Source organism: Mesorhizobium sp. YL-MeA3-2017, assembly GCF_030814575.1.
Lineage (GTDB): Bacteria > Pseudomonadota > Alphaproteobacteria > Rhizobiales > Rhizobiaceae > Mesorhizobium > Mesorhizobium terrae.
Map to the genome: position 1 here is coordinate 2706508 of NZ_JAUSVH010000001.1, position 21261 is coordinate 2727768.

Annotated in this window: 23 protein-coding genes; 7 read left to right on the top strand and 16 right to left on the bottom strand. The window is 63.6% G+C overall.

Features of this window, described 5'->3' with window-relative positions; all coding sequences use genetic code 11:
• Positions 1-3 precede the first annotated feature (3 nt).
• From sdhA to QFZ88_RS12895, 4 genes are all read right to left on the bottom strand, one after another.
• Positions 4-1842 (bottom strand): succinate dehydrogenase flavoprotein subunit, encoded by a 1839-nt coding sequence (sdhA, locus tag QFZ88_RS12880; protein ID WP_024923122.1) that lies wholly within the window; start codon positions 1840-1842, stop codon positions 4-6.
• A gap of 4 nt (positions 1843-1846) precedes the next feature.
• Positions 1847-2242 carry a succinate dehydrogenase, hydrophobic membrane anchor protein gene (sdhD, locus tag QFZ88_RS12885; RefSeq protein WP_024923123.1) on the bottom strand — a complete coding sequence of 132 codons (396 nt, stop codon included), beginning with the start codon at positions 2240-2242 and terminating at the stop codon, positions 1847-1849.
• A 3-nt stretch (positions 2243-2245) separates the two neighbouring features.
• Positions 2246-2650, bottom strand: a complete 405-nt coding sequence (gene sdhC / locus QFZ88_RS12890) for a succinate dehydrogenase, cytochrome b556 subunit (protein WP_024923124.1) — start codon at positions 2648-2650, stop codon at positions 2246-2248.
• Positions 2651-2885: 235 nt separating this feature from the next.
• Positions 2886-3290, bottom strand: a complete 405-nt coding sequence (locus tag QFZ88_RS12895) for a hypothetical protein (RefSeq protein ID WP_024923125.1) — start codon at positions 3288-3290, stop codon at positions 2886-2888.
• Positions 3291-3465: 175 nt separating this feature from the next.
• On the opposite strand from QFZ88_RS12895, the gene QFZ88_RS12900 reads away from it, so the two are divergent.
• Positions 3466-3828 (top strand): hypothetical protein, encoded by a 363-nt coding sequence (locus QFZ88_RS12900; RefSeq protein ID WP_024923126.1) that lies wholly within the window; start codon positions 3466-3468, stop codon positions 3826-3828.
• On the opposite strand, the gene QFZ88_RS12905 is transcribed toward QFZ88_RS12900, so the two are convergent.
• The 3 genes from QFZ88_RS12905 to QFZ88_RS12915 form a co-directional block, all read right to left on the bottom strand.
• Positions 3812-5035: a GGDEF domain-containing protein gene (locus tag QFZ88_RS12905; protein WP_024923127.1), complete on the bottom strand. Its 1224-nt coding sequence runs from the start codon at positions 5033-5035 to the stop codon at positions 3812-3814. The two genes, QFZ88_RS12900 and QFZ88_RS12905, sit on opposite strands and share 17 nt — an antisense overlap.
• A 118-nt stretch (positions 5036-5153) precedes the next feature.
• Positions 5154-6350 (bottom strand): GGDEF domain-containing protein, encoded by a 1197-nt coding sequence (locus QFZ88_RS12910; RefSeq protein WP_024923128.1) that lies wholly within the window; start codon positions 6348-6350, stop codon positions 5154-5156.
• Positions 6351-6461: 111 nt separating this feature from the next.
• The gene (locus QFZ88_RS12915) at positions 6462-6863 is read right to left on the bottom strand and encodes an ACT domain-containing protein (RefSeq protein WP_024923129.1); all 402 of its coding nucleotides are present in this window, start codon (positions 6861-6863) and stop codon (positions 6462-6464) included.
• 202 nt (positions 6864-7065) lie between these two features.
• Here QFZ88_RS12915 and QFZ88_RS12920 point away from each other — a divergent pair, with 202 nt between their 5' ends.
• The 3 genes from QFZ88_RS12920 (at position 7066) to QFZ88_RS12930 (ending at position 8980) form a co-directional block, all read left to right on the top strand.
• Positions 7066-7494, top strand: a complete 429-nt coding sequence (locus QFZ88_RS12920; RefSeq protein WP_024923130.1) for a DoxX family protein — start codon at positions 7066-7068, stop codon at positions 7492-7494.
• Positions 7495-7598: 104 nt separating this feature from the next.
• Complete coding sequence (locus QFZ88_RS12925) at positions 7599-7913, top strand: YMGG-like glycine zipper-containing protein (protein ID WP_024923131.1); 315 nt, start codon at positions 7599-7601, stop codon at positions 7911-7913.
• 164 nt (positions 7914-8077) lie between these two features.
• On the top strand, positions 8078-8980 hold the full coding sequence (locus tag QFZ88_RS12930; RefSeq protein ID WP_024923132.1) for a bestrophin family protein: 903 nt from the start codon (positions 8078-8080) through the stop codon (positions 8978-8980).
• Between the two features lie 27 nt (positions 8981-9007).
• On the opposite strand, the gene QFZ88_RS12935 is transcribed toward QFZ88_RS12930, so the two are convergent.
• Both QFZ88_RS12935 and QFZ88_RS12940 read right to left on the bottom strand, forming a co-directional pair.
• Positions 9008-11536, bottom strand: a complete 2529-nt coding sequence (locus QFZ88_RS12935; protein WP_024923133.1) for a putative bifunctional diguanylate cyclase/phosphodiesterase — start codon at positions 11534-11536, stop codon at positions 9008-9010.
• Between the two features lie 270 nt (positions 11537-11806).
• Entirely contained in the window at positions 11807-12700 is an 894-nt protein-coding gene (locus QFZ88_RS12940) for a LysR family transcriptional regulator (protein WP_024923134.1), read from the bottom strand.
• Positions 12701-12799: 99 nt separating this feature from the next.
• Between QFZ88_RS12940 and QFZ88_RS12945 the strand changes: the two genes are divergently transcribed.
• Positions 12800-13210 carry a cupin domain-containing protein gene (locus tag QFZ88_RS12945; RefSeq protein ID WP_024927546.1) on the top strand — a complete coding sequence of 137 codons (411 nt, stop codon included), beginning with the start codon at positions 12800-12802 and terminating at the stop codon, positions 13208-13210.
• Positions 13211-13268: 58 nt separating this feature from the next.
• On the opposite strand, the gene rpsP is transcribed toward QFZ88_RS12945, so the two are convergent.
• The 3 genes from rpsP to ffh are packed head-to-tail and all read right to left on the bottom strand — an operon-like array spanning position 13269 to position 15637.
• Positions 13269-13658 carry a 30S ribosomal protein S16 gene (gene rpsP, locus QFZ88_RS12950; protein ID WP_024923136.1) on the bottom strand — a complete coding sequence of 130 codons (390 nt, stop codon included), beginning with the start codon at positions 13656-13658 and terminating at the stop codon, positions 13269-13271.
• A gap of 49 nt (positions 13659-13707) precedes the next feature.
• Complete coding sequence (locus QFZ88_RS12955; protein ID WP_024923137.1) at positions 13708-14034, bottom strand: chorismate mutase; 327 nt, start codon at positions 14032-14034, stop codon at positions 13708-13710.
• A 7-nt stretch (positions 14035-14041) separates the two neighbouring features.
• Positions 14042-15637: a signal recognition particle protein gene (gene ffh, locus QFZ88_RS12960; RefSeq protein ID WP_024923138.1), complete on the bottom strand. Its 1596-nt coding sequence runs from the start codon at positions 15635-15637 to the stop codon at positions 14042-14044.
• A gap of 317 nt (positions 15638-15954) precedes the next feature.
• On the opposite strand from ffh, the gene QFZ88_RS12965 reads away from it, so the two are divergent.
• Complete coding sequence (locus QFZ88_RS12965) at positions 15955-16653, top strand: DUF2270 domain-containing protein (RefSeq protein ID WP_024923139.1); 699 nt, start codon at positions 15955-15957, stop codon at positions 16651-16653.
• 8 nt (positions 16654-16661) lie between these two features.
• Here the strand turns inward: QFZ88_RS12965 and QFZ88_RS12970 are convergent, their stop codons facing one another.
• Positions 16662-17612 (bottom strand): CPBP family intramembrane glutamic endopeptidase, encoded by a 951-nt coding sequence (locus QFZ88_RS12970; protein WP_024923140.1) that lies wholly within the window; start codon positions 17610-17612, stop codon positions 16662-16664.
• Between the two features lie 259 nt (positions 17613-17871).
• On the opposite strand from QFZ88_RS12970, the gene QFZ88_RS12975 reads away from it, so the two are divergent.
• Positions 17872-18687, top strand: a complete 816-nt coding sequence (locus QFZ88_RS12975; protein ID WP_024923141.1) for a lytic murein transglycosylase — start codon at positions 17872-17874, stop codon at positions 18685-18687.
• Positions 18688-18768: 81 nt separating this feature from the next.
• On the opposite strand, the gene QFZ88_RS12980 is transcribed toward QFZ88_RS12975, so the two are convergent.
• The 3 genes from QFZ88_RS12980 to QFZ88_RS12990 form a co-directional block, all read right to left on the bottom strand.
• Positions 18769-19077 carry a hypothetical protein gene (locus QFZ88_RS12980; protein ID WP_036255028.1) on the bottom strand — a complete coding sequence of 103 codons (309 nt, stop codon included), beginning with the start codon at positions 19075-19077 and terminating at the stop codon, positions 18769-18771.
• Positions 19078-19276: 199 nt separating this feature from the next.
• Positions 19277-19801: a hypothetical protein gene (locus QFZ88_RS12985; protein ID WP_024923143.1), complete on the bottom strand. Its 525-nt coding sequence runs from the start codon at positions 19799-19801 to the stop codon at positions 19277-19279.
• Between the two features lie 2 nt (positions 19802-19803).
• Positions 19804-21024, bottom strand: a complete 1221-nt coding sequence (locus QFZ88_RS12990) for an argininosuccinate synthase (RefSeq protein ID WP_024923144.1) — start codon at positions 21022-21024, stop codon at positions 19804-19806.
• Positions 21025-21261 lie beyond the last annotated feature (237 nt).

Here is a 21261-nt window from a genome sequence, read left to right on the forward strand (position 1 = left end):
CTCTCAGTACACCCTGGCCTTCGGCGCGATCTTCGCCGGGTCGATGCCGCCCTTGTCGACCGGCAACTGGGTTTCGGTGTGCACGCCGCGATAGGTCAGCGTCACCTTGCCGTCCTCGCTCACCTTGGCCAGCGTGTGCTTGCGCCAGTTGGCGTCGTCGCGCGCCGAGAAGTCCTCGCGGGCGTGGGCGCCACGGCTCTCCTTGCGCGCCTCGGCGCCATAGACGGTGGCGATGGCGTTGGCCATCAGGTTTTCCAGCTCCAGCGTTTCCACCAGATCCGAATTCCAGATCATCGAGCGGTCGAAGACCTTGATGTCCTTCAGTTCGCCCCAGATCGCGGAGATGCGCTTGCAGCCCTGTTCCAGCGATTCTTGGGTGCGGAACACGGCTGCGTCTTCCTGCATGGCGCGCTGCATCTTGTCGCGCAGCACCGCCGTCGGCGTGCTGCCATTGGCATGACGCAGACGGTCGAAACGGTCCATGATCTTTTCGAGCGAACGCGGATTGGCCGACGGCACGGACGAGGTGCGGTCCACCACCTGGCCGGCACGGATCGCCGCGGCGCGGCCGAACACGACCAGGTCGATCAGCGAGTTGGAGCCGAGGCGGTTGGCGCCGTGCACCGAGGCGCAGCCGGCCTCGCCGACGGCCATCAGGCCGGGCGAAACGCGGTCCGGGCTCTTGGCGGTCGGGTTCAGAACCTCGCCCCAATAATTGGTCGGCACGCCGCCCATATTGTAGTGCACGGTGGGCAAAACCGGGATCGGCTCGCGCGTCACGTCGACGCCGGCGAAGATTTTCGCCGATTCCGAAATGCCGGGCAGGCGTTCATGCAGCACGGCCGGGTCGAGATGGTCGAGATGCAGGAAGATGTGGTCCTTCAGCTTGCCGACGCCGCGGCCCTCGCGGATTTCCATCGTCATGCAGCGCGAGACGACGTCACGCGAGGCCAGATCCTTGGCCGACGGTGCGTAGCGCTCCATGAAGCGCTCGCCTTCCGAATTGACCAGATAACCGCCCTCGCCGCGCGCGCCTTCGGTGATCAGGCAGCCGGCGCCATAGATGCCGGTCGGATGGAACTGCACGAACTCCATGTCCTGCAGCGGCAGCCCGGCGCGGGCGGCCATGCCGCCGCCGTCACCCGTGCAGGTATGCGCCGAGGTGGCCGACAGATAGGCGCGGCCGTAACCGCCGGTCGCCAGCACCACCATCTTGGCCGAGAAACGGTGAATGGTGCCGTCGTCGAGGTTCCAGGCAACGACGCCCGTGCAGGTGCCGTCGTCGTCCATGATCAGGTCGAGCGCGAAATACTCGATGAAGAACTGCGCGTTGTTCTTCAGCGACTGGCCGTAGAGCGTGTGCAGGATGGCGTGGCCGGTACGGTCGGCCGCGGCACAGGTGCGCTGCACGGGCGGACCGTCGCCGAAATTCATCATGTGGCCGCCGAACGGGCGCTGGTAGATCTTGCCTTCCTCGGTGCGCGAGAACGGCACGCCATAGTGCTCGAGCTCGTAGACCGCGGCCGGCGCTTCGCGCACCATATATTCCATGGCGTCGACGTCGCCGAGCCAGTCGGAGCCCTTGACGGTGTCGTAGAGGTGCCACTGCCAGCTGTCGGGACCCATGTTCTGCAGCGATGCGGCAATGCCGCCCTGCGCCGCCACGGTGTGCGAACGGGTCGGGAAGACCTTGGTGATGCAGGCGGTGCGCAGCCCCTGCTCGGCCATGCCGAGCGTGGCGCGCAGGCCAGCGCCGCCGGCGCCGACGATCACCACGTCGAACTTGTGGTCCACATAGGTATAGGCGGAAGCTGCGCTGCCGCTTTTTGCGTCCTTGGCCAAAACGTCAGCCTCCGAATGCCAGCTTGAGCAGGGCGAAGATCGAGGCCACGCCGACCGCTATGGTGAAGAATGTGTTGAGGATCAAAAGCACCAGCTTGCCGCCCTCGCCGTGGACGTAGTCCTCGATGATGACCTGCATGCCGAGCCGCATGTGATAGAGCCCCGAAACCAGGACCAGGATCATCGCCAGCGCAACCAGCGGATGGGCCAGCGCGGCGCGGACCTCGGCGTATCCCGCGCCATTGATGGCGATGAGAAACCCGACGAAGAACAGAAGCAGCGGAATGTTGGCGATGGCCGTCAGCCGCTGGCGCCAGAAATGCATCGTGCCTTCGCGGGCTGAGCCCAGGCCGCGCACCTTGCCGAGCGGCGTGCGCATGTCGGAACGGTTGGCGCTCATCGTTCAGCCTCCCCGGACCATAAGGCCGACGACCCAGACGAGGATCGTCAGCACGACCGAAACGGCCAGCGTCGCCCAGGCGATCTTGGAGGCGGTGTGCTTCTCCAGCCCGACCCCGGTGTCCCAGATCAGGTGGCGGATGCCGCCCGCCATGTGGTGCATCAGCGCCCAGGTGTATCCAAACAACACCAGACGGCCGAACCAGGAGCCGAAGATTCCATTGACGAAATCGAAATAGGACTGCGGGCCGGCGGCCGCGGTCAGCCACCATGCGACCAGAAGCGTACCGAAATACAGCGCGCCACCGGTGATGCGGTGCACGATCGACATCGTCATGGTGATCGCCGGCCGATAGATGGTCAGATGCGGCGAAAGCGGTCTGTCTCGGGTGGCTGGTGAGTGGCTCATGGCTCCCCCGTTCGGCACTCTTTTCGGCAATGCAAACGCGGCATCGACGATGCGGAATGCGACTATGGACTGCCGGGTTCTAAAACGCTTTTTGCACCGCGTCAAAGCCAGAAAATCGTTTCGGAAAAGTCATTTAGTATGACGAATAAGCGCACCCGAGCCTTCAACCGATTGAACTTCTCGGCCCAGGGAAACCCTTCCCTTCGGCTGGCCCATCGGAAGTGAGCGCCAAGGATCAGCGCGTGCAGGGGATCGGCGTTGCATTGCCTTTCATGACCAGCACCTCGCGGCCGTCGATCACGATTGCGTCATGGGCAGCGCCGAATCGGCTGTTCTGCCCCGCCGGCGAAGCCGGCAGCTCCTCGCTGATGCCGTCCGGGCCGAGCACACGGATCGCCGTACCGACATTCTCGATCGTCATCATGCCGCCGTCGGCGCAATTGTAGGTGGCCGTGCGCGGCTGCGGCGTATCCTTCGCCACCAGTGTCGCCTTGGGCTGGCTGACTGCCGCAGAGGATGACGACTGCACCTTCGGGGTACCGCTGTTCATGCCGGGATGACCCGGTTCCGAGACACAGGCCGAGAGCGCGAAAAGCGCGATGAAAGCGGGCACAATTCGGGAAATCTGGCCTAGCGCCATGCGAATCCTCCAGGCGGCCAAACTAGTCGCGGTGGTCTCGATAGATCAAGCCATGACATTAACCATGTTAAGCAATGCCGCGCTTCGAAGCGCGGCAGCCTCTTAACAAAGGTTAAGAAAAGGTTAATTGTGCGATTCGTTGAAGCTCAGCTCGCCTCTCGAAGGAGGATGCATCATGCGTTCGAATTCCGCCGGATGGCGCATTGTCGGCCTTATGCTTGCCGCAACGGTGCTCGGCCAAGCGACGCCGGCATCGGCCTGGTCCAGCAACCGCGATCATGTCTATGCCGACTCGTTCGGCAACCTCGTCATCGACGGTGCTGCCGGCTACAAGCGGATTCTCGTCGGCGAAGGCGCGATGGCCAGGAAGATGGCCGACTATACGTCTGCCGGCCAGCCCAAGGTCAGATATCTCGATCGCTCCGGCTATTCCTCGGACGAACGCGACTGTTATCGGCCGCCGGCCTTCGTCAAGGGCCGCACCTATATGTACGGCCTGGCCGACGGCGAAATGCCGGAGATCAGTCCCTGCCGTTGAAGCCGTTGCCGGCTGGCTTGCCATTGGGCTTCGGCACCATGGCGATCGGCCCTGCCGCAACCCTAACCTGGTCGCGCCCGCTCTTCTTGGCGCCGTAGAGCGCTTCGTCGGCCCGGTTCATCAGATCGGCGAATGCCTCGCCGGGCCGAAGCTCGGCAACGCCGAAGCTTGCCGTGCAGCGATAGGTCTGCGGCAATCCCTTGATGCTCAGGGCGCTGAAAGCGCTGCGGGCTCCCTCCGCGAACAGGCGCGCCGTCGCCAGATTGGTGCCGGGGAGCATCACCGCGAATTCCTCACCGCCCAACCGCGCGGCAAGGTGGCTCTGTCCGGCCGCGTCGCGCAGGAATGAGGCGAAGATCTCGATGACGCGATCGCCATAGGCATGGCCGAAATTGTCGTTGACCAGCTTGAAATGATCGAGATCGGCGATCACGAGCGACACCGGCAACCCCTGCCGCGCCGCCTCGCGCAGCGCCACTTCGGCATGACGCTTGAAACCGCCGCGGTTGAGCAGTCCCGACAGCGTATCGGTCTCCGACTTCGATGTTGCCTCGGCAAGCACGTCCCGCACCAGGATGACCAGCAGCAACAGCGCGATGGCCATGGCAAAGACCGTGCCCAGCGACTGCGAGACCATGGCGTAGTTGGTTTGCAGATAGGCCTGGGGATCGGCGCCCCAGCCACCCAGCGCATGAGCGATCAGCGGCTTCGATGCAAACTGCAACGCACTGGCCGCGAGCACCGCCATCAGGAAAATATCGAGCTTGTCGCGCCGCTGCTTGGATGACCAGACGATCCAGAGGCCAATCAGCTGCATGGCGGCATAAGGAAACTGGTAGGCCATCATGCGGGGGAAGGATTGCCTGGGCAGGTCCTGCACGAAATAGACGATGACCGAGGTTGCCACCAGAAAGACGGTCATGAACCGCCATGGCGGATCGATGCCATATTTGTGCGCGAGCCCGATGTTAAAGATCAGCGTCGCGGCAAGGAAGACGGCAAAGGCGGCGACGACCGGCGGCGTTGCATAGTTGAACGCCGGAATGGAAAACTCCACCACGAAATAGGCCATGCCGACGGCATAGCCGAGTGCCAGCCAGCGAGCGGCGACGCGGCGCGTGTCGTAGGCGGCAATGGTCATGAAGGCCGCGGCCAGCAGGCCGGCCACGAACAGGTTGATCGCGAGGATAAAATTCGCACCGCTCATCGTGACAAATCTATCCGCAGCCTCAGGTCCGGTCGCAACGGTTACGTCAATTTAGCAAGAGCTGAATGTAGGGCTCCGAAGCGAACAACAGGTTAATCCAGCACTTGTCGCGCCATCGTCAGCCCGCGGCGGGCAAATCCCCCAACGGGGTTGGCGACGGTCTCTGGAAGGAGAGCCGGACGCTGTTGCGGCCATTCTGCTTGGCTTTGTACAGCGCTTCGTCGGCGCGCTCCGTCAGGGGAGCGAGTTCCTCGTCGCCAAAGCGCCCCGCCACGCCGAAACTGGCGGTCAACATGGTGCCGGTGGGCACCCCTTCCGGCACTTCCGAAGAGAAGGCGGTGCGCACCGTTTCGGCGAACAAGCGCCCGGCGACAAGATCGGCGGAAGGCAACAGCACGGCGAACTCCTCACCGCCGACGCGGCCGACGGCAGCGCGTGGCCCGGCCACCGCCTGCAGGCGCGCGGCGAAATTTGCAATCACGCGGTCGCCGACGGCATGGCCGAAGCGGTCATTGACGGCCTTGAAGTGATCGAGGTCGGCCAGCACCAGCGTCGCCGGCTCATTCAAGCGGGCGCAGCGCTCCAGCATCAAGGCGGCCCTCTGCTCGAAACCCCGACGGTTGAGCAGCTTCGAAAGCGGATCGGTCTCGGACTCAGCCTCCAGCTCCTTGATCGTATCCAAGGCAACGGCCGTGAGCAGCGTCAGCGCGATCAGCAGCGAGAACACCATTACCGAAAGGCTGGTGGTGAGCCAGTAGGACGAGGTTATCGGCGGCGATTGACCCGCATTGACGCTGTCGAACATGGCCACCGCGAGAGGGCGAACGAAAAAATCCGCCGCCCGCAGACCGGCGACCAGGACGATCATCCGGTCGATCACCGAACGCCGTTTGGCCTGGCGCAAACGCATCAAGGCGACCACGCACATGGCGCCGAGCCCGTAATTCACCGCGAAGACCCGCGCCGGGAAACTGGGCTGCGCGAAGAAGAACCACAGCAGGCAGCCCATGCCTGCCGCGACGCAAAGCAGGAGTTGCACGACGGGAACCTTGAGCCCCTGCCGCAGGATGATCGCCGCCGCCAGAAGAAACAGGGCGCCGAAGAACAGCGTGTTGGCGACGATCTTGGATGCAATCGGCCCAAGACCGAAGTCGAAGGATTGCAGCGTGAAACCGATGGCAACGGCGAGATAGCAGAGGCAAAGCTGCAGAACATAGGTGTTCTCGCGCCGGAATGACCACAGCACGAAGAAGGCCGTCGACAGCACCATCGACAGCACGGGATTGAGAAGAGAAATGAAAAGGCTCTGATTCACCGCCCGGTGCCCGACATCCCAGCCCTGCAAGGCTAGAACGAAGCGGCAAACAACGGGTTAAGCGACGGACCACAAAGGCGGCTTAATGACGGAAGAGGCGGCTTGGCGCCGTCAGCCGGTCGCCGCCAGCTCCTCCAGGATGCGCATTGCATCGTCGGCGCGATCGGCGGGCACGAAAAGATGGTCGTGATGGAATGCCGAAACCGGGTTCACGCCCATGCCGGCCGCCGCCAGGCGCGGCAGGATCGCGGCCAGGAAGCCGACCGCCCCCAGCGACGAATGAATGGACAAGGTGATCATCCGGCATGGGAATGTGCCAGCCAGGCCGGCGCCCCGCGCCGCGTCCTCTGAAAGGATGCAGGTCCAGCCTTCGTCTTCCCGAAACACCATGAGGGGCTGCACGCCGCCAGGCAATTCGTCGGCCAGGGGAATGGTCACGAAAACAAAACTATCGGGTTGCAGGATCGGCCGCATCGACCTCAGTAATGTCGTCAGATCCGTTTCGCCTGTCATGGCTGCGGCCCGCCGCTGGTCATCGGTTTTCTCCAAAGGTGAACCTATCGTTGGCCTGATGCGCAAACTCACCAGGTCACAAGCGGTTTTGCCCAGTATGAGCGGCGACCCTCGGCAAAAACGCAAGGGGCTTGTAGGATCGCCCGCCCGCCGACCGTCCTAGGAGCACTCTTTGTAAGTTTCAACAACCGGAGGGATTTCCATGGCTAACATTTCGCACACCGCAAACCCGCACATCGGCACCACGTCGCCCCGCATGGTTTGGGCCGGCCGCATCCTGAGCGGCCTCGTGATCTTGTTCATGATCTTCGATGGCGTCATCAAGCTGCCGCCGCTGGATGTCGTTCCGCAGTCGATGGCCCAGCTTGGCTGGCCGACCGACGTCGGCACGGCACGGCTTCTCGGCATCATCAGCCTTGCCGCCGCCGCCCTGTATGCCTGGCCGCGCACCGCCTTTCTCGGCGCCATCCTGCTGACCGCCTATTTCGGCGGCGCCATCGCAACCCATGTCAGGATCGGCAACCCGCTGTTCTCGCACACTTTCTTTGGCGTCTATCTGGGCATCATCATGTGGGGCGGCCTATGGTTTCGCGATGCCCGGCTGCGCGCTTTGCTGCCGTTTTCTCGTTGACGTCGGATATACAAACCCTGCCCGACTGCTCGATTTCGGATCGAATCGAATGCCAGCGCGTTAGGATCAGGCGGGGCGGCATACCGCGCCCGAGAGGAACGATCATGAAGAACGTCCTGATCCTGATGGCGATGCTCGTGCCGCTCGCCGCATGTTCGCAAACGGAGCGCGGCGCTGCGATCGGTGGCCTTGGCGGCGCTGCTGTTGGCGCTGCCGTCGCCGGCAATCCGGTCAAGGGCGCGGTCGTCGGCGGTGCCGTCGGCGCGGTTGCCGGCGCGCTGATCGGCAATGCGAACGAGCCGGGCAAGTGCCGCTATCGCGACCGCGACGGCCGCGTCTATGTCGCCAGCTGTCCCGACCGCGGCGGCTATTACAGTCAGGGCGACCCGGACTATCGCGACCGGCCCGGCGGCTACTAGCAGAAAGGCCGCCGCGCTGGACCCGCCGAGCCGGCGAAAACCCGTATACGCAAATAGGTCGGTCGCGACGCAATGTGTCGTGACCGACTGTTGTCTCCGGCGCCGAGGCGCTCTATGCCCGATCCGCCGGCTTGGCCGGTCGCGTTCGAGTAGCGGGGGCCATTATGATCGTGCGGCCGAAACCAGGGCTGTTGCAGCTCTTCTTCATCATGCGCGGTTCGATCGTACCGCGCATCCTGCCGCAGATTCTCGGCTTCGCCGCCTTTGCCGCCGCGGTGGTCGCGCTGGTGCGGCATTTCAACATCGAGCTCAGCGGCTTCACCATCGCGCCTTTCGGTCTGCTCGGCGTGACGCTGTCGATCTATCTGGGCTTCCGCAACAACGCCGCCTATGACCGCTGGTGGGAGGCCCGCAAATTATGGGGCCAGCTGGTCTACGACATCCGCAATCTTTCGCGCGCGGCAACCGGACTGATTGCGAACCGATCGGACCATCGCGCCCTGCTGATGGACTCCCTGGCCTTCTGCCACCTGCTGCGCGGACAGCTGCGCAAGGTGGACAGCCTGAACGAAGCGCGCGCGTTCATCGGCGATGCTGTCGACGACGTCGCTTTCACCAATCGCGCCGACGAAATGGTTAGGCGCATGGGCAAGCGCGCCGCCACGCTGCGCGAAAACGGCACGTTGGACAGCATCGGTTACCGCATTCTCGACGAGCGGCTATCGGCGATCGCCGCCATGCAGGCCGGTTGCGAGCGCATCGCCGGCACGCCCTTGCCCTTCGCCTATACGCTCCTGCTGCACAGGACAGCCTATGTCGTCTGCCTGCTGCTGCCTTTCGGCCTGGCCACCAGCGCCGGTTGGGTGACGCCGCTTTTCACCGCGCTCATCGCCTACACTTTCTTCGGGCTCGACGCGCTTTCGGAAGAACTGGAGGATCCGTTCGGCACGGAGGCCAACGACCTGGCGCTCGACGCTCTCTGTCGAGTTTGCGAGATCTCGGTGTATGAGGCGCTCGGCGAACCGCCACCGGCAATGCTGGCGGCGGAGAACTTCTTCTATTCGTAGGCCGTCGCGGCGACCGAGCCGCCTTTGCTACGCGACCTTGCTCTCGCCGTTGCGGTAGGTTTCGATGATCCGCGCCGCGCCAACGCTGTCGACGGGCGGGCTGAACAGGAAGCCCTGGATCTCGCCGCAGCGTTCTTGCCGCAGCAGTTCGAGTTGTGCGCCGGTCTCGACGCCTTCGGCTGTCGTGTCGATGCCGAGATTGGCGCCAAGGCCGATGATGGCGCGCACGATCGCCATGGATTCGCGACTGGAGCCGATGTCGCGCACGAATGAGCGGTCGATCTTCAGCCGGCTGAACGGGAAGCGCCTGAGATAGCTCATGCTGGAATAGCCGGTGCCGAAATCGTCGAGCGCCACGCGCACGCCGATTTCCCTCAGTTGCTGCAGCAAAGCGAGATTGGCGCCGGTATCGGCAAGCAGGACCGATTCCGTGATCTCGATTTCCAGCCGGGACGGATCCAGACCCGACATATCGATCGCGACGCGGATCGTCTCGGCGAACTGCCCCTGGCGGAATTGGACCGCGGAGGCATTGACGGCGATGATGAGGTCGTCAGGCCAGGAAGCCGCGCGCCGGCAGGCCTCGTCCAGCACCCAGCGACCGATCGCTTCGATCATGCCGGTTTCCTCGGCAAGCGGAATGAACTCCGCCGGCGACACCATGCCCCGCCTTGGATTGCGCCAGCGCACCAGCGCCTCGAAGCCGCGCAAGCCACCGCTGCGCAGCGATATGATCGGCTGGTAATGCAGCTCAAGTTCACGGTCGAAATCGGCGGAGCGCAGCTCGAGCTCCAGCGCGCGACGTTCGCGCATTTCGACATCCATCTCCGGCTCAAAGAAATGGAACGCGCCCTTGCCGTCGCGCTTGGACCGATAAAGCGCCAGATCGGCACATTTGAGCAAGGCTCCGGCTTCGCGCGCGTCGACAGGCGCCATCGCCGCGCCGAGGCTCGCACCGATCGAAAGCCTGTGTCCCTCGTAACCATGCGGTTCGGAGATTGTTTGGATGATGCGCCTGGCCAGCGTTTCGACATCGTTGCGGCCCAGCGCACCGCGCAGCAGCACGGCGAATTCGTCGCCCCCCAGCCGCGCGACCAGATCGGTCCGGCGCAACAGCCTGCGGATGCGCGCGGCCGTCTCGATCAGCAGCGAATCGCCCGCGGCGTGGCCAAGTGTGTCGTTCACGGCCTTGAAGTCGTCGAGGTCGATCAGGACGAGTGTGAATGGCTGGTGGCCCGCGACGGCGGTCGCCACCGCATCCTCGATCTCCTGCGAGAATGTCGTGCGATTGCCGACGCCGGTCAGCGGATCGTGGTGGGCCAGGAACGAGACGCGTTCCTCGGCGCGTTTGCGTTCGGTGATGTCGACGATGGTCGACAGCATCGCCGGCTGTCCACCGACGGTAATGGCGCGAGCATATTCGACGACGTCGAGATCGGCGCCGGTGGCGGTGCGATGGCGGACAAACCGCTCGCCGGAAACCGCCGGCCGATCGGCTGTGCCGGGCACCAGTTTGCCGATGCTCAGCGCCAGGAACTCGGCCCGGCTGCGGCCGTAGAGATTGAGCGCCGCGGCATTGACGTTGAGAAAGGCGCCGCCGTCGGCGCGCCGCACATACATCGGCACCGGGTTGTCGTCGAACAGCGAGCGGAACAGCATCTCGCGATTGCGGATTTCGCGGATGTCGGTCAGCGTTACCGCCAGAAGTCCTTCGGTCTCCGCCACACCGACCTGCAGCGAAATAGCCTCTCCGTCGAGCTCATATTCGAGTTCGAGCGAAGGCGCGGCGACGCCATGCGCACGCGCCTCGCCACATCGATCGAGCAAGTCCGTCAGCCTCTGGGCGGCACACGTTTCCGACAAAAGATGGTAGCGCATGGCTTCCGCGGAAACACCGAGCAGCCGCGCGGCGGCATCGTTCATGCTGAGGATCTGATAGTCGCGCGCTTCGCCGCTGGCCGTTTCCAGCGCGCTCAGCGCCATGATGCCTTCGTCGGTGGAGTTGATCAGCAATCTGGCAAGGTCGACCTGCGCTTTGCGCGGCCGTGCGAAGATAAGGAAATATTCGCCCGGCCAGCGGCAGGACAGCGGCAGCGCCAGCACCTCGACCGTCGACACCATGCCGTCGACGATCGAACGGCAAAGCGTCAACCGTGGCTTCGCCGCCAGACGCGAGAGATCGATGGCACCGGCAACGGCCCGCTGCAGGGCAAACGGCAGCGCGGAAAGCGAGACGGCGGGTTCGGCAAGCCCGGCAAGAGCGCCGAAGCGCGGCCCGGCGCGCAGAATGAACCCTTCGCGATCCGCCGCAATCCGCACCACCGCCATCTCGTCGGCGAAACGACCGACGCTGCCCAAGGCCAGTTCTTCGTAGGGCGGCAGGGCGCCGTCGACACAGGCCGCCTGCCAGCGCCGCAGCACCAGCCTGACGTCGTCGAATTCCGTTTCGACCCTGGTCGATGCCCGCGTTGGCGAGAACCCGTCGGGCTCGACCGGGTCACGCAGCGATCCTGCTCCCCCATTCAGCCCGTTTGCCCGCACCACCGTCAGCATCATTTGAGCCCGCCACCATCGCAACGACCAAAGGTCCGGCGGTGCCGGACTCCCAGTCGATGTCGGATCGATCTTTCAGCACATGCCGAACCGGATTCGGCGCAATGGCCCGGCATCATGCCCGCGCGAACGGTCGTGGTCCGCGCGCCATCGAAACCACGTTAGCGGCGACTAACTTACTCGTTGCTTAAGCCGAATGTCATATAGCCGTCATAGTCTGGTGGAGACGAAGCCTCGGCCAGCGCTGAGCCTTTCGACGCGACCGGACGGACCTCAACCCATGAGGATCGGCCGTACGAGATTGAGATGGCGGAAGGTGAAATCGAAGAAACTGCCGATGCGCGGTGTCTGGCGCAGATCGGCTCGCGTGAGAAGATACCAGCCGCGCGTGAGGTCCTGCACGGGTGGAAGAACCTGAACGAGCTCCTCTTCCATGTCTGCAATGGCGGTGGGTAGCGGCGCGACGCCGACGCCCGATTTCACTGCGTGCAGCACCCCAAGCACGCTGTTGTTGCGCGCAATGACCTTGGCGCCGGGTGCGACAGCCGATAGCCATTTCGCCGCGCGATGGTTGACGAGCATCCCATCGAAACCGACAAGCGCGTGATGGCCGAGGTCGTCAACCCGTTCCGGCCGGCCGTGATGTTGAAGATAGCTTTTGCTGGCATAGACCGCCCATATCGAATCGGCGATCTTTCGGCCGACCAGCGTTTCGTCATCCGGCTCACCTGAGCGAAGCGCCACATCGGCTTCACCCTTTCCGAGATCGAGATAGCGGTCGCTCATCACGAATTCGATCTTCAATCCCGGGTGCTTCTCGTGAAAAAGATCGAGATATGGCGACCCAACGAGGCGCGATACCAGCGGCTCGGGACAGGTCAGGCGAATGACCCCGACAAGTTCGTTCCCGTGAGCGTGGATCTGGTTCTGGAGAACCGCGACTTCAGCCTCGACGCGCTCGGCTGTGGGAAGCAGCGCCTCGCCAAGGGCGGTCAACCTGTAGCCCGTCGGATGCCGAACGACGAGCGCAAAGCCGGCCCGACGTTCGAGCTCGACGAGCCGCCGATGAACCGTGGACTGGTTGACGCTGAGCGTCCGTGCCGCCGCCAGCGTGCTGCCCTCGCGCGCGACGGCAAGCAGATAGCGCAGGTCGTTCCAGTCGAACATCCTCAACTTATGCGCTTCTGCACGGCCGCTCTGCAAGCTTGCGGCTGCCGGAGCGGCCGGTCCCGCGTTAGCCTTCATTCAGCAACGATGGAGGAGGCGATGCACAAGACAATGGCCACCAGGGATGCCATCGCGGGCATGACCGTCGGTATCACCACCTCGGCGCAACTGTCGGGCGCCGCGAAGCTCTCGGTCGTACACCGCGAGAAAACGACCGGTATGCCGATGGAGGAAATGCAGGAAATACGGGTCCTGCTGGCCAGGCTCGATCCAGGCGATTGCACACCCCGTCACAGCCACCGGCACCCCGTGACGGTCTACATGCTGGAAGGCACGTTCACGCTGGAGCTCGATGGACGGACGCCAGTGGAGGTGAAGGCTGGCGAAGTCTTTGTCGAGCCACCGCACATAGCCATGACCGGCCGCAATCTAAGCGCGGGTACGCCGGCGCGGATGGCGATTTTCTATGTCAGCAAGCCTGATACCCCGTTCGCCGACCCCGTGGCTTGATAAATGCAAAACGGCGGGCCTCTCGACCCGCCGTTTGCCTGCGCCAGATTGGCGAAATTTACTCGGCGCTCGTCTCGGCCGGAGCAGCGGCGCTGGCCGCGGCAGCAGCAGCCGCTTCCTGGGCCTTCTGCAGAAGAGCGGCGCGTTCCTGCGCCTTCTTGCCCGGCTCCGCCTTGTTCGGGTTCGAGCGAGCTTCGCGCTTGGCGATGCCAGCCTCGTCGAAGAAGCGCAGCACGCGGTCGGTCGGCTGCGCGCCGTTGCTCAGCCAATGCTTGGCGCGGTCGGCGTCGACCTTGACGCGCTCGCCGTCCTTCGGCAGCAGCGGGTTCCAGGCGCCGATCGCTTCGATGAAGCGGCCGTCACGCGGCGAGCGCGCATCGGCAACGACGATGTGGTAGTAAGGACGCTTCTTCGAGCCCGCACGGGCCAGTCTGATTTTCAGTGACATTTTATTTCTCCTAAAGCTCTGTTTCTCGTTGGTCGGGTTACGGCCGGGTTCAGCCGGTTTTGCTTGCGCCGTTTTCCGCTGCGATCTGCTCGTGATGGCGGATCACTTCGCGGATGACGAAGTTCAGGAATTTTTCTGCGAAATCGGGGTCGAGATGCGCTTCCTTGGCGAGGCGACGCAGCCGCTCGATCTGCTCGGTCTCGCGCTTGGGGTCTGCCGGCGGCAGGCCGTGCGTGGCCTTCAGCACGCCGACCGCCTTGGTGCAGCGGAAACGTTCGGCCAGCATATGGACCAACGCCGCATCGATATTATCGATCGAGGCGCGGTAGCCGGCGAGCTGGGTCCGGGCGTCGTCCATGGTCACGTCGTCGCTCATCCCTGCCTCACTTCTTCTTGGCCGAACCGGGCAATCCGCCCGGACCGCCCAGACCCGGCAGCTTCAGCCCGCCCGGCAGGCCGGGCAATCCGCCGCCGCCGAGGCCCGGCAAACCACCGGGAAGGCCCTTGGGCAGCCCGCCGCCGAGGCCGGCCGCCTCCGCCTGCTTCTTCAGCGCTTCGAGCTGCTTGGGATCCATCTTGGACAGGTCCGGCATACCGCCCATGCCGGGCATCATGCCGCCAAGGCCCATCTTGTTGGCAAGGCCGCCCATCAGGCCGCGCATCATGCCACCGCCTTTGCCCTTGCCGCCCATCGCCTTCATCATGTCGGCCATGCCGCGATGCATCTTGAGCAGCTTGTTGATTTCGGCGGCATCGGTACCGGAGCCGGCGGCGATGCGCTTCTTGCGCGAGTGTTTCAGAACGTCGGGATTGGCGCGCTCGGCCTTGGTCATCGACGAGATGATGGCGAGCTGGCGGCCGAACATCTTGTCGTCCATGCCGGCCGCGGCCATCTGGTCCTTCATCTTGCCCATGCCGGGCATCATGCCCATGATGCCGCCCATGCCGCCCATCTTCTGCATCTGGCCAAGCTGGTCGGCGAGATCGTTCAGGTCGAACTTGCCCGACTGCATCTTCTTGGCCATCGCCGCGGCTTTTTCCGCGTCGATGTTCTCGGCGGCCTTTTCGACCAGCGAAACGATGTCGCCCATGCCGAGGATGCGGTCGGCGATGCGCTTGGGATGGAATTCCTCCAGCCCGTCCATCTTTTCGCCGGTGCCGATGAGCTTGATCGGCTTGCCGGTGACGGCGCGCATGGAGAGTGCCGCACCGCCACGGCCGTCGCCGTCCATACGGGTCAGCACCAAACCGGTGATGCCGACGCGATCGTCGAAATTCTTGGCGAGATTGACGGCGTCCTGGCCGGTCAGCGAGTCGGCGACGAGCAGGATTTCGTGAGGGGTCGACGCCTTCTTGATGTCGGCCATTTCGACCATCAGCGGCTCGTCGATATGCGTGCGGCCGGCGGTGTCGAGGATGACGATGTCATGGCCGCCAAGCTTGGCCGCCTGCACGGCGCGTTTGGCGATGTCGACCGGCGTCTGGCCAGCGATGATCGGCAGCGTCGCCACCTTGGTCTGCTCGCCGAGCTGGCGCAGCTGTTCCTGCGCGGCCGGGCGGCGCGTGTCGAGCGAAGCCATGAGCACTTTTTTGCCCTGGCGCTCGGTCAGCCGCTTGGCGATCTTGGCCGAAGTGGTCGTCTTGCCCGAACCCTGCAGGCCGACCATCATGATGACGACCGGCGCCGGCGCATTGAGGTCGACGGCAACGCCCTCGGCGCCCAGCATCTCGACCAGCTCGTCATGGACGATCTTGACGACCATCTGGCCGGGCTTGATCGACTTCAGCACCGCCGCGCCAACGGCCTTTTCGCGCACCTTGTCGGTGAACGAGCGCACCACTTCAAGCGCGACGTCGGCTTCGAGCAGCGCACGGCGCACTTCGCGCAGCGCTGCCGAGACGTCGGCCTCCGACAGCGCGCCGCGGCCGGTGAGGCCGTTCAGAATTGAGCCAAGTCGCTCTTGCAGCGATTCGAACATGCTACTTCCTTCGATCCCGAGTGGTCAGACCCGAGAAGTAATGCGCCCGCCCCGATCATCCAAGCAAAGCCGGAGCGCGATGGCCCAAAACCAAAAAGCACCCGGGGGCGCGCTGCGCTGCCGGGTGTTGGCCTCCGGGATCGGTCTGGAGCGCATCTTGCGGCGCTCGCCACGTCCCGGTCGGCTTTCGCGAAGATGGTCGTCGCGGAAGTTGTGGGCCTTTGACAGCAAAAACCGCCGGGAGTCAAGGCAAACGGGGATGTTCGGCGGCTACGGCGCTCTATCTTTCTACCCTGAGGAGCGAGGAGGAGACCGCCATGACCCACGATACAACCCCGATACCGGTACCGTCGTTGCCGGAAACCCGCTCGGAAGCGGTCACCGCCGCCGTCCACTATTATCGCGCCGAGATCGCCCGCATGGCGGGATGGCGCGAGCGCATCGATCACACCACCAATTGGGCGATCACCGTCGTTGCCGCGCTGTTGTCGGTCTCGCTGTCGACCGCCACGGCCCATCACGGCGTGCTGCTGTTCGCCATGCTTCTGGTCTATCTTCTTTTGATGATCGAAGCGCGTCGCTATCGCTTCTTCGACGTCTATCGGTACCGGGTGCGGCAGTTCGAACGCCACTATTTCGCCCAGGCCTTCTCGCCGGTGCCCGATGCTTCCGCGAACTGGCAGCAGATTCTCGGCCAGAACCTGCGCGAGCCGCGCTTCTTCATCTCGACCGGCGATGCGTTGTCGCGACGCCTGCGCCGCAACTACATCTGGATGTTCCTGATCCTGCTCGCGGCATGGGTGCTGAAGATTTCGACGCCGAAACTGCAGCATGAGGGAAACAGCCTCGGCATTTCCCAATCGTTCCAGGACGTGGTGACCAACGCCAATCTCGGCCCGATCCCGGGCCTGTTCGTGCTTGCGGCGGTGACCGCGTTCTTCCTCTGGCTGCTTTACGCCTGCCTGCGAACGCAGGACGACACCGGCGAAAGCGGCTTCGGCGAAGTGCACGTCTAGGCCAGAACCTATTTTCCGATGCCGTGGTCGGGCCCAACCCTGAGCGGCGAACGTGGATGGAGCAGCAGCACCGCGGTGAGCAGGCTAGAGACGATGCCGATGCCGGCGATCAGCACGGCATCGAGCCCGGCCCAGCTCGCATCCTCCAGCGATCTTGCCTCCAACAGGGCAAACCCGCCCAGGCTCTTCTGGTGCGAAATCAGCAGGAAGCCGAACAGATTGTTGCCGAGATGCGCGCCAAAGGCGGCACCGAGATTGCCCGTCACATAAACCAGCATCATCAGAACAGCGGCGAAGGCACCGATCGAAATGAGGCCGGCGGCATTCATCGCCGGCGTCGCGCCGGCACCCCAGTGCAGGGCGGTGAAAACGAGCGTCGGCAGCAGCGCCCAAATCAACGGGCTGCGGAACCTCTTGGCCAGTCCGCGCGGCAGGTAGGCGCGAAACAGCAGTTCTTCCGAGGATGTCTGGATGAATGCCAACAGCGCAATGGGCACCAGCGCCAGCAGCCAGGAAACCAACGCGATCGACCCACGCCAGATACCGGGGTTGATCAGATAGAGCAGGATCTCGGACAGGAGGGAGGTCACGACGACGGCGGCGAGCCCTTTCAAGAAACCAGACCGCGAAATGCGGCGGCTGGTGCCGAAGAGAGCGGAGAGCGGTTCGCCATGGACCCATCGCATAACCAGCCACGCGCCGGCCCAGATGCCGGAGAACGTGCCAAGCGAAATGAGTATTCCGGCGGGCGATGCCAAGAACGCCGCCGGGTCCTCCCCCTCGGGCAGCACGGAAAGCGGCGGCATTTCGAGCAGGTGCATGCCGAGATAGATCGCGACGAAGGTCGAAAGCCCCCAGAACAAAAGGATGATGACCGTGCCGAGCACGAGCCGCGGCAGCGTCGTCTTTCCGTTCGGGCCCGAGCGGTAGGCTTCGAAGGCAGCGGGATCGATGGCCATAAGGCCTCCTTTTGGTGTGTCCGAAAGCTAGGCGCAGGAGCTTAGGATTAGGTTTCGAAGGTTCGCGCGCGCCCTGAAATCCGTTTCCCAATGAACACAACCGCCGGCGAAATATGCCGGAGGGTCAAAAAACGCTTGATCGACGGCGGGTTCTAGCCTCTTAGCCGGATATGGCGGAGTTGCGCGAATAGCGGTGACAAGCCGGTTTTTCGCTGTAAATTCGCGCAGACGAGGTGATTCAGGCAACCAGGAGACGAGAATGGCATTGCTTGCCAAGGGGAAGGTTTTTGCGGCCACGGTTCTGGCTGTTGTAGCAGCGGCGACCGGAGCCCAGGCTGCCGGCAAATGCGGCAAGGATGGCAGCGGCTTCGCGGCCTGGGTCGAAGCCTACAAGTCCGACGCGGCGCGCCGCGGCATCGATACCGGCCCGCTGGCCGGCATAAAATACGACACCGGCGTCATCCGCATCGACCGCAGCCAGCACAAAGCGTTCTCCGGTTCGGTCGAACAATTCCTGGCGCGCCGGGCGCCCGCTTCCTACGTCTCCAAGGCCAAGGGCTACATGAAGTCGCAGGCGGGCCTGCTCAAGCGCATCGAAGACCGTTACGGCGTCCAGCCGGAAGTCGTGCTCGCCATCTGGGGCATGGAAACCGGCTTTGGCGCCAATTCGGGCAACAAGAGCGTGTTCGGCCCGCTGGCGACGCTGGCCTATGACTGCCGCCGCTCGGCCTTCTTCACCAACGAACTCGATTCGGCGCTGGAAATTGCCCAGAAGGGCTATATCGCCGCCAGCCAGATGAAGGGCGCCGGTTTCGGCGAACTCGGCCAGACGCAGTTCCTGCCATCCAAATATCTGCAATACGCCGTCGACTTCGATGGCGACGGCCGCCGCGACCTGATCCATTCGCGCGCTGACGTGCTGGCCTCGACCGCCAACTTCCTGAAAGGCCATGGCTGGGTCGCCGGCGGCGGCTATGGCCCCGGCGAGGTGAATTTCCGTGTCTGGAACGACTGGAACCGCGCGTCCGTCTACCAGAAAGGCCTGGCGGAATTCGCAAGGCGGATCGCCAACTAAGTAGCCACGCGATTCAAGCGAGGGCCTTGTTTCCAAGCAGGCCCTTGCTTGAACCTCTACATTTTCGGGGCGGTGCCGACCTTAGCGCCCCTTTATGACCTTCCAGACCTCGCTATGCCGGTTTTCCTGAAGGCGGTTGATGTCGGAATAGGTGATACGTCCGCTCGCCATGGCTTTGACCAGGCGTTGGCAGAAAACCGCGGGCGCGCGCTCCTTCGACACGCCCATGAAGGTTCTGAATTCTTCCTTCGCGGACAGCGGAAAGACAGCATAACTCTTCATACACTGGTCCATGCCGGCCTTGATGTCCGGTTTGTCGCCCGCAAGAGAAATCTGGCAGGCTGACAGAACAGCGATTGCCGCCAACAATGGGCGAAACTTCTTTCGCAATGGATAGTCCCCCTCGTCTGAATAATAGTCCAATCTGGAAAAGCGTAGAAACGCCGGGTCAAAAGGAATGTCCCCATTGCGTTTGTCAATGCGAAGAATCCGGCGATCCAGAAGCCGAAGCGCCCGTGTATTGCACTACATACCCAAACGAGTTGTTGAGTTTACCCCTCACGGACAATCCGGTGCGCGAAAGCAGTTCCTACTGGACTTCGATCTTGTAGGAGCATCCCGCCAGCACCTTGCCGGGATGCGTCTCGACGGTTGAGACATTGAGGCTGATACGCGTGGCGAAGGTGACGCCTTCGGCGCTCTCGGTTTTGTCCGATACCACTTTCTCGCCAAGGAATTTCTGCGGGCTGGAAATCAGCGGCTGAATGCCGAGCTTCTTTGCAACGTCCGCAGCCACCACGCCGTCCAGCACGGCCATCGGCCCGCTGGACGTAAAGACGATGCTTTTCGCCTGCGCGCCAAAGACCGCGACCGGTTTTTCCAGTTCGTATTGCGCCAGGAAGGGATTGTTGCTGTCGACCTTGCGCCAGCCGAGCTTTTCGGCGGCACCTGCTTCTCCGGTCAGCCAGAAAGCGAAACCATTATAGGCCGGCACATCGGCCCGGCATTCAATCAGGGCCGGAAGATCGAGGCTGCCGGGGTCGAATTCCTGTGCGACGGCTGGCTCCGCGGCAAGCAGAGCCAGACCGGTCAGGCACAGAGCGGTGCCGCGCACGTTCAGCGGCGGTTTCTGGCCGCCAATGTACGCAGGCGCAGCGCGTTGAGCTTGATGAAGCCGGCGGCGTCCTTCTGGTCGTAAGCGCCCTGGTCGTCCTCGAAGGTGACCAGCTTGTCCGAATAGAGCGACTTCGCGCTCTCGCGGCCGATGACCATGACGTTGCCTTTGTAGAGCTTGAGCGTCACTTCGCCCTCGACGTCCTTCTGGCTGAGGTCGATTGCCGCCTGCAGCATCTGGCGCTCGGGCGAGAACCAGAAGCCGTAATAGATCAGCTCGGCATAGCGCGGCATCAGCTCGTCCTTGAGGTGCGCGGCACCCCGGTCGAGCGTGATCGACTCGATGGCGCGGTGCGCCTGAAGCAGGATCGTGCCACCGGGGGTCTCGTAGACGCCGCGGCTCTTCATGCCGACGAAGCGGTTCTCGACCAGGTCGAGACGGCCGATGCCGTTGTCGCGGCCGTAGTCGTTGAGCTTGGCAAGCAGGGTCGCCGGCGACAGGCGCTCGCCATTGATCGAGACGGCATCGCCCTTTTCGAAGCCGATCTTGATGACGGTAGCCTTGTCGGGCGCGGCCTCGGGCGAAATGGTGCGCATGTGCACGTATTCGGGCGCCTCGACCGCCGGATCTTCCAGCACCTTGCCCTCGGAGGACGAGTGCAGAAGGTTGGCGTCGACCGAGAACGGCGCCTCGCCCTTCTTGTCCTTGGCGACCGGGATCTGGTGCTTCTCGGCGAAGTCGAGCAGATCGGTGCGGCTCTTGAACGACCAGTCGCGCCACGGTGCGATGATCTTGATGTCGGGATTCAGCGCATAGGCCGACAGTTCGAAGCGGACCTGGTCGTTGCCCTTGCCGGTGGCGCCGTGGGCAATCGCGTCGGCGCCGGTCTTCTTGGCGATCTCGACGAGATGCTTGGAGATCAGCGGACGGGCGATCGAGGTGCCGAGCAGGTAGACGCCTTCATAGACGGCGTTGGCGCGGAACATCGGGAAGACGAAGTCGCGGACGAACTCCTCGCGCACGTCCTCGATGAAGATCTCCTTGATGCCGAGCATCTCGGCCTTCTTGCGCGCCGGTTCCAGCTCCTCGCCCTGGCCGAGGTCGGCGGTGAAGGTGACGACCTCTGCATTGAGCTCGGTCTGCAGCCACTTCAGGATGATCGATGTGTCGAGGCCGCCGGAATAGGCGAGCACAACCTTCTTGACGTCTTTCCACTTGGTCATCTTGGAGGGTAACCTTCTTGCGCTTGGCCAGAACCGCATTTTTGCGGCAGCACTATTAGTGCGGTTCCGATCCGGGGGGAAGCGGCCAGGCACGCCAAAATGCATGGCGTTGGCGACGTTCAGCCCAGGCACCCGCCACCCGGTCGAAAGGTTTCATTGACTGTACTTGCGCAAGTGCGAGGCCGATTCAGTCGCGCGGCGCCGCAAACTCCACCGGGTTAAGTCTGCCTTCACGAT

Bases quoted from the DNA above. Each gene is read 5' to 3' on its own strand.
- sdhD (WP_024923123.1), bottom strand. From the start codon at position 2,242: ATGAGCGCCAACCGTTCCGACATGCGCACGCCGCTCGGCAAGGTGCGC.
- sdhC (WP_024923124.1), bottom strand. From the start codon at position 2,650: ATGAGCCACTCACCAGCCACCCGAGACAGACCGCTTTCGCCGCATCTG.
- QFZ88_RS12895 (WP_024923125.1), bottom strand. From the start codon at position 3,290: ATGGCGCTAGGCCAGATTTCCCGAATTGTGCCCGCTTTCATCGCGCTT.
- QFZ88_RS12900 (WP_024923126.1), top strand. From the start codon at position 3,466: ATGCGTTCGAATTCCGCCGGATGGCGCATTGTCGGCCTTATGCTTGCC.
- QFZ88_RS12905 (WP_024923127.1), bottom strand. From the start codon at position 5,035: ATGAGCGGTGCGAATTTTATCCTCGCGATCAACCTGTTCGTGGCCGGC.
- QFZ88_RS12915 (WP_024923129.1), bottom strand. From the start codon at position 6,863: ATGACAGGCGAAACGGATCTGACGACATTACTGAGGTCGATGCGGCCG.
- QFZ88_RS12920 (WP_024923130.1), top strand. From the start codon at position 7,066: ATGGCTAACATTTCGCACACCGCAAACCCGCACATCGGCACCACGTCG.
- QFZ88_RS12925 (WP_024923131.1), top strand. From the start codon at position 7,599: ATGAAGAACGTCCTGATCCTGATGGCGATGCTCGTGCCGCTCGCCGCA.
- QFZ88_RS12930 (WP_024923132.1), top strand. From the start codon at position 8,078: ATGATCGTGCGGCCGAAACCAGGGCTGTTGCAGCTCTTCTTCATCATG.
- QFZ88_RS12935 (WP_024923133.1), bottom strand. From the start codon at position 11,536: ATGATGCTGACGGTGGTGCGGGCAAACGGGCTGAATGGGGGAGCAGGA.
- QFZ88_RS12940 (WP_024923134.1), bottom strand. From the start codon at position 12,700: ATGTTCGACTGGAACGACCTGCGCTATCTGCTTGCCGTCGCGCGCGAG.
- QFZ88_RS12945 (WP_024927546.1), top strand. From the start codon at position 12,800: ATGCACAAGACAATGGCCACCAGGGATGCCATCGCGGGCATGACCGTC.
- rpsP (WP_024923136.1), bottom strand. From the start codon at position 13,658: ATGTCACTGAAAATCAGACTGGCCCGTGCGGGCTCGAAGAAGCGTCCT.
- QFZ88_RS12955 (WP_024923137.1), bottom strand. From the start codon at position 14,034: ATGAGCGACGACGTGACCATGGACGACGCCCGGACCCAGCTCGCCGGC.
- ffh (WP_024923138.1), bottom strand. From the start codon at position 15,637: ATGTTCGAATCGCTGCAAGAGCGACTTGGCTCAATTCTGAACGGCCTC.
- QFZ88_RS12965 (WP_024923139.1), top strand. From the start codon at position 15,955: ATGACCCACGATACAACCCCGATACCGGTACCGTCGTTGCCGGAAACC.
- QFZ88_RS12970 (WP_024923140.1), bottom strand. From the start codon at position 17,612: ATGGCCATCGATCCCGCTGCCTTCGAAGCCTACCGCTCGGGCCCGAAC.
- QFZ88_RS12975 (WP_024923141.1), top strand. From the start codon at position 17,872: ATGGCATTGCTTGCCAAGGGGAAGGTTTTTGCGGCCACGGTTCTGGCT.
- QFZ88_RS12990 (WP_024923144.1), bottom strand. From the start codon at position 21,024: ATGACCAAGTGGAAAGACGTCAAGAAGGTTGTGCTCGCCTATTCCGGC.